A 6463-nucleotide genomic window follows, 5' to 3' on the forward strand; every position below is an offset into this window, starting at 1 on the left:
AAAGAGCATGAGCCTGTTATCTGCTCATGCTATTTTGAAACTATTTACTGAATAGGCCTATATAAATTGGTAGCATAAATATCCTTTTCAATATCAAAGTTTAACTCGGTACATATATGGTTTACAAAAGACCTTAAATTACCTTTTCTATTTAGGTTTAAAGTTGTATTAATATCTTTTCTACTTTCTAACTCTCTAACGGTTGGGTCTTGTCCTATAATTATAAGTTTAATATCTGAAATATTATTTGCTTTAGTGTATGGGGGAATAAACGTATGGGTAAAATCAATATCTTTATTTAAAATATCATCTGCTAATAAACGTCGTTTAATTTTCGACAGATTGTGATTTATTCGCTTAAAATGTATTTCCATAAATCATACTTCTTTATACTTGTGATAATTGGAATCGTTTGTCCAAAATTCAATACACTTTTTCATTTGTTCTATTTCAAAAACGCCCTCTCTCTTTAGACTTTTCCAGCTCCCAAATCCCAGTTCTTCCGCAAGTTTATAAAAACCATCTCCTTCATAGTTATCTCCGGCTCTAAGAACTAAAGAACTTAACAGTGGTCTATCATTTTCATGTTCAAAAGCAGATATATCTCCTAATATCTTCCCAATAATCTTTTCTGTCATATGGATTTTCTCTCATATCTAATTCCAAATCACACTCATCAGACAACTGTTGATATGTAACAGTTTGATTAATTCGTTGTCGAGATAATTCTATTAAGTATCTCCTAACTTCATTATTCACATAAGTAATTGTCATACAGATTTTTTATTTTCAAAACACTCATTAATCCCTATTTTACCTTTGATAAAACTTATCCCATCATCTGATTCCTTTTTTCCAGCAATTGTCATTCCTACGTTCTTTTCTATTTGTTCCGTTTCAAGGTCGTAGATTATTTTATTTATCTTCTGTTGTTTCTTATAGTACTTATAGGCAATTCCCTCTACTTCTGCTAATGTTATTTCAGATATTATAAACCTATGTATAACCCTGTTTCTATCATCATACAAGACATATAATTCATTAGAAATACTTTGGTCAATAATACCAATTTCAAGGGCTTTCTTGTATATATCTTTTTCTGATTTTTTTTTATCTGTCAATCCCTGATATATCCACTCAATCTCAATATCCTTATTGTTGTTATTTATTTGGTTCTTCAAGACTATTCCAATCCTCAATAGTGCATCAATCTGACTTGCTAAAATACATGTTGCCTCAATAAAAGCTTTATTGGATATAGCATTGCTCAAAATCAAAGAAGTAGCACCAACACCCTGCAAGAACATTTCAAATCTATATGAGTTTACCGTGCTATTTCTCTGTGCTGTATCTATCAGCCTGAAGCTTTTTATAGCGGAATGAACTATTGAAATTTTCTCGTCAAGAGTTCTATTGTCCAGTTCGGGGTCTGGATTATTTGAGTAAGTAAGAGTAAACATGACCATTTTAGAATCAATCCGTTTCATCCAACTTTTTACAGTAAATTCACCACCCGTTGAATCAGGTAAAGAAAAGTAATTTTCATTGTGTATTTTTTCTGTTTTCAGGAAATTGCAATTTTTGTCGAAATTATTCTTTTTCTCATCTGTGTCTAATTCGTTAATGGAAAGTTGGAATGTATCAGATTTCCAAATTTGATAATCTTGAAAAGTATGCACCTTCCCTTTATCTAAAAAATATTTCCACGTGGCTGGAACTGTTATCTCAAATGTTCCTTTCTCATCTATAAATCTCTTCATTACTCTATCTTAAATTTCTTAATAATATTGTCCAATGCAAGCTTTTGATTATTTGTCAAAGTGCCTTTCCTCTGACAATTATGTTTCAATGATTCAATAAAATCAGTATCAAAATCATCTCTATTTTCTGCCCATTTTAATATTTTATTTATTTTAGCAAAAATTGAATTAGCTTCATAGCTTGTAAAATTCAACAATTTCTCGTTAATGCTTTCTTTAAAAGAACTCTGCTTTAATGACAGATTTCTTTTTCTTTGAATATCAGAATAAAAATCGTATTCTCTCTCTGAAATAACATTTCTGTCATATAGATAATCCAAAGATTCTAAACTCATACTTTTTGATAAATCCTCTTTCAACCGATTAATTGATGGTAAAATTTTATTCCCATCATCTATTCCCAGAAATTTATTTATACAACAATTTCCTACTTCTGTGTTGTTCCCATTTTTAGTATTCCGAATTACACAGATATTAATAATAGGGAAATGACCACATAAACAAGTTTGTGGCTCTTCACTAACATATATCATCTCAAAAAACCACTCTTTTCTTGCTGTTTCCCAATAATCAGAATCACTTAGTTCTATTATTTTTTGAGTCAATTGATATTCTGCCATCTGTGCAAATCTTTTAATTTGTAAATCATACAAAGATACAGAATATTAGCTTTCAGATAATTATATTCTCGTATTTATCAACAAGGCATGAAAAAGCACCCAGTGTCCCCACCGGGTGCTAACCACAAAAATCCTCAATTACGGATAGCATAAAATCTATTCATAATGGAATTTTCTGTGGTAAAGATACGGAATTTCAGATTATTTCCTTGATTTCCCTTTCTTTTCAGGGAAAACGAATACCACATTGAACTGGTCGTCAAAAGCCAGTGAAGCATCGAAGGGCTTTCCGGCTTTACTTTTGAAACCTTTTATCACTCCTGTTTTCTTCGCCGTTACCAGTTCCGTAACCTGTTTATCCGTTAATTGCTTATCGCTTTTGTTTCGGAAGATAACCAGCCCGCAATTAGTATTATCACACTTTGCCACTTTCGGATACAGCAGGATCCGACCTGTCCCACATTTTGGGCAGGTTAAATCCTGCTGCGTTGATAAGGTAAGCTGTACCCCTAAAAGTTCGCTGGTTATCTGTGAAGCATGAACTTCTGTGCTTTTATGGAAGGTGTCAGGATTCATTTCCCCGCTTTCAATCTTGGATAGTGCGTTTTCCCACATACCAGTCATTTCCACATCAGCGATTTTCTTATTCCGAACTATATCGTAAACCACCAGTCCCTTTTCGGTCGGCACAAGGGCTTTCTTCTCCCTGACAATATACTGCCGGGTAAAGAGAGTTTCAATAATCGCAGCCCGTGTCGCTGGCGTACCGATACCGGAATCCTTCATACTGGCTTTCAGTTCGGCATCTTCCAGTTCTTTCCCAGCATTCTCCATAGCCGACAGCAACGAACTTTCCGTATGTAACGGTTTAGGCTTGGTCTGCTTTTCCAGTAACTCAATATCGGAAAGTGGTAAATTTTCACCTTTATTTAATGCTGGTAAAACGGTATTTTCCTCACCTTCTTCTTGAGCGTTGAAAACAGCCCGCCATCCGGCAGACTTTATTACTGTTCCTTTCACTGTAAAAATACTCTCAACACTGTTGAGAGAAATTGAGGTAACTTCCTTGACACACTTTTCCGAAAAAGCTTCCAGCATCCTTCCGGCAACCAGTTCGTATATCGCTTGTTCGTCCGCCTGTAAACTGCCGGGCTTATTCTCGGTTATAATTAATGCGTGGTGGTCTGTAACTTTTTTATCATCCACTGTTCGGCGGTTCAGACTACTACCTTTCATTGATTTTGCGTAGCCGGCAAACCGGTCGTGAGTTTCCAGCAGGGAAATACGTTCCGGTATTTCATCGAAAACGTCTTGCGATATATAACGGCTTCCGGTTCGGGGGTAGGAAATTAGTTTTCCTTCATAGAGTTTTTGTGCAATGGACAGTGTTTTGTCGGCGGAGAAATTAAGCTTTGTATTGGCTTCTTTCTGTAAAGTGGTGAGGTCATACAAAAGCGGTGGTTCTTGGTTTACTTCCTTACATTCCACCGATTTAACCTGTACCTGACCGCTACTCTTTACTGTTTGCAGTTTGTCGATAGCAGGTTGCTGGCTATCGAATTTTTCTTCTGAAAGGGCTGAAAACTCAATGCTGTCTTTCCCGGTTTGTAATTTCAGTTGCCAATACTTCTGTGGAACGAAGTTCTTGTTCTCAAGATAACGGGAACATATCATCGCCAGCGTGGGTGTCTGTACCCGTCCCAAAGAATATGTCCCCCTTCCGGCAGCTATACTTAACGCTTGGGAAGCATTAATGCCGATAAGCCAATCTGCTTCGCTTCTTGCCTTTGCCGACCGGAAAAGGTTATCGTACATTGTCCCATCCTTGAGATTCTGCAATCCGTCCCGGATGGCTTTATCCGTCAGGCTGCTTATCCATAAGCGGACGAAAGGTTTCCGGCACTCAAGATATTGGTAGATATACCTAAATATCAGTTCACCTTCTCTTCCGGCATCAGTCGCAACGATGATCTTATCGCACTGGTCGAATACTTCTTTGATAATCTTGAGTTGCTTAACCGTTCCGCTATCAGGCTTATATCCTTTATCGGTTTTTACCTGACGGGGAATGAGCTGAAATGACTGCGGTAGTATAGGTAAATTTTCCCGCCTGAAGTTTTCGATTCCGTAGGCATCAGGCATGGCAAGTCCTACTAAATGACCGAACGCCCAGGTAACGATGTATTCGTTACCTAAAATGTTCCCGTCATTCTTTTGTGTTGCACCCAGTACAGTGGCTATATCCCTTGCCACACTGGGTTTTTCTGCTATTACTGCTATCATTATATAATTGGATTTTTGTGGTTAATAATTATTTCATTTTGCGACCTTGCGACTTTTTAGGCTTGTCGGTTTTTTGCTCTTCTTTCTTTTCTTCCCGCTTTTTCTTCTGTTCCCCGATAGGTGTAGCCTGTCCGGGTTTCAAAGGTTCTTTCGTATGCTTGGTCGCTTCGTTCGTTTTGCCTTCGGAATTGACCGCTACCTGTGTTTTATGTTCGTTGGCAGGGGTTATTTCTTTGGCTATCTCTTTCGCCTTATCAGGATTGAATTTGTAGAAGTCCAGCTTTCCTTTTTCATGGTTTACCTTTACATAGGCATTATATTCCTGACCTTCTTTATCTTTCAACCCTTTCACATAGATAGTTTTATCCGCCCGCAAATCAGCCTGCTGTTTGTCGGATAATTCCACTCCTGCAAGGGATTTGGGAATGCGCACCCCTTCGGGCTGGTCGTTCCTCTGCTGTTGTCCCTGTTGCTGCGTTTGCTTTTGCTCTTTTTCGGGAAAGATAAATTCAAGGCTGCGTTTCTCTGCATTGACCTGAACATAGGCGGAAAAAGATTTATTCTTGGCAGAAATCATGTTTTCAAGAAATATGGCTTTGCCTTCCACCAAGGCAGCTTTCTGTTTTTCGTCCAGCTTAACGCCTTTTAATTCATTGGGGAGTTTCAGGGACGAAGCCTTCATAGATACCAGTTCATTGGTCTGTTTGTCGATACTGATAAAAGAAGGTACAAGTTCGCCTGTACGGTAGTTTTTTATATCAACAATTCTACCCATGTTTCCGGTTTCCCGGAGATTCTTTTTGTCTTCATCGGTAAACTGGTGTCCAAAGAACGGACGGTCAAGTTCCGGTTCTTTGCGGATACCATGAATTGCCAAAACCACATTTCCTTCACTGTCCGGACGGAACGAAAGACGGGCATCTGTTTTCATTACCATTGACCCGAAGTTGGCTTCAATCGGAAAGGTGGAAGGCGACTTATATCCCCGCAGCATAGGTTCTAAAGCCTTTGATTTTTCAAGCTGTTCTTTGGTGATACCCAGATTTTTCAGGTCGTCCCAGTTAATTTTGTTAGCGTCGATGAAATACTTATTCGTATCGGCTGGCTTCTGTTCCTGTGTAGTGGATTCCTTTGGGGCTTCCGGTTTCAGTTCTTTCGGCTCGATACGGATTTTATCAAGCATTTCATCCGCAGCAGGTGTCGGGTTTTTGATATTTTCCTGAATGATTTTTACTGTCCGTTCGGTGTCCTCGGGTGCTACTTTGAAGAAACTGAAACGGGTTGGGTCTTTTAGCTGGTTGAAAAAATTCTTCAAGAAATTTTCAAGTGCGTTACCCTGCTTATCCACTTTCAGGAAATCGTTGTTATGTTCCTGCTTCGGCGGAACGGTTTGCAGTTCCCCGTTTTCATCAATACCCTTTACGGCATTAATCGTTTTCTTTTCCTTGTCAAAGACAAGAAGAATGTCCATCATCTGTTCATCAGAGCCGGACTTGTTGTTTGAATTTACATCCATAACTTTAATTTTTAATGGTGAATAAAAAACTTATCGAATTAAAAGTACGGAAGAAATAGTGTATATATTAGGATGTGGCGTTAGGTGACATAGGTTGGCTTTATTTGGCGTATATTTCTATTATACAGGAGTGTTGCCACACAACAATATCGACAAGAAACGATGTGTATCTAAATGCTTTTTGTATCTTTCCTCTAAAAAGGTATTAGTTACTCAGTATTTCATTTTCTGTACTTCGCTCTGTTTTATCGCTTTATCTTGTTGTTGGTTTTGTAAAAGACATA

The 6463-nt window shown here is 37.9% G+C and carries 6 protein-coding genes; all 6 read right to left on the reverse strand.

The features are described from left to right. Positions 1–44: 44 nt before the first annotated feature. The 6 genes from D0T49_RS12450 to D0T49_RS12475 all read right to left on the reverse strand — a co-directional run bounded on the left by D0T49_RS12450 (position 45) and on the right by D0T49_RS12475 (position 6179). Positions 45–374 carry a hypothetical protein gene (locus tag D0T49_RS12450; protein ID WP_163632136.1) on the reverse strand — a complete coding sequence of 110 codons (330 nt, stop codon included), beginning with the start codon at positions 372–374 and terminating at the stop codon, positions 45–47. Positions 375–377: 3 nt separating this feature from the next. Further along, positions 378–638 (reverse strand): hypothetical protein, encoded by a 261-nt coding sequence (locus D0T49_RS12455; protein ID WP_163632139.1) that lies wholly within the window; start codon positions 636–638, stop codon positions 378–380. A gap of 132 nt (positions 639–770) precedes the next feature. After that, positions 771–1760, reverse strand: coding sequence for a hypothetical protein (locus D0T49_RS12460; RefSeq protein WP_163632142.1), 990 nt, complete (start codon positions 1758–1760; stop codon positions 771–773). Then, entirely contained in the window at positions 1760–2380 is a 621-nt protein-coding gene (locus D0T49_RS12465; RefSeq protein WP_163632145.1) for a hypothetical protein, read from the reverse strand. The genes D0T49_RS12460 and D0T49_RS12465 overlap by 1 nt, the downstream gene beginning before the upstream one ends. 201 nt (positions 2381–2581) lie before the next feature. Then, complete coding sequence (locus D0T49_RS12470; protein WP_163632148.1) at positions 2582–4663, reverse strand: type IA DNA topoisomerase; 2082 nt, start codon at positions 4661–4663, stop codon at positions 2582–2584. A gap of 28 nt (positions 4664–4691) precedes the next feature. Continuing rightward, positions 4692–6179 (reverse strand): DUF3945 domain-containing protein, encoded by a 1488-nt coding sequence (locus tag D0T49_RS12475; RefSeq protein ID WP_163632150.1) that lies wholly within the window; start codon positions 6177–6179, stop codon positions 4692–4694. Positions 6180–6463: the final 284 nt, after the last annotated feature.

It is taken from the genome of Paludibacter sp. 221 (genome assembly GCF_010501035.1).
In the GTDB taxonomy this organism is placed as follows: domain Bacteria; phylum Bacteroidota; class Bacteroidia; order Bacteroidales; family Paludibacteraceae; genus QVMH01.

Coding starts and splice junctions, on each gene's coding strand:
- D0T49_RS12475 (WP_163632150.1), bottom strand. CDS start 6,179: ATGGATGTAAATTCAAACAACAAGTCCGGCTCTGATGAACAGATGATG.
- D0T49_RS12455 (WP_163632139.1), bottom strand. CDS start 638: ATGACAGAAAAGATTATTGGGAAGATATTAGGAGATATATCTGCTTTT.
- D0T49_RS12460 (WP_163632142.1), bottom strand. CDS start 1,760: ATGAAGAGATTTATAGATGAGAAAGGAACATTTGAGATAACAGTTCCA.
- D0T49_RS12470 (WP_163632148.1), bottom strand. CDS start 4,663: ATGATAGCAGTAATAGCAGAAAAACCCAGTGTGGCAAGGGATATAGCC.
- D0T49_RS12465 (WP_163632145.1), bottom strand. CDS start 2,380: ATGGCAGAATATCAATTGACTCAAAAAATAATAGAACTAAGTGATTCT.
- D0T49_RS12450 (WP_163632136.1), bottom strand. CDS start 374: ATGGAAATACATTTTAAGCGAATAAATCACAATCTGTCGAAAATTAAA.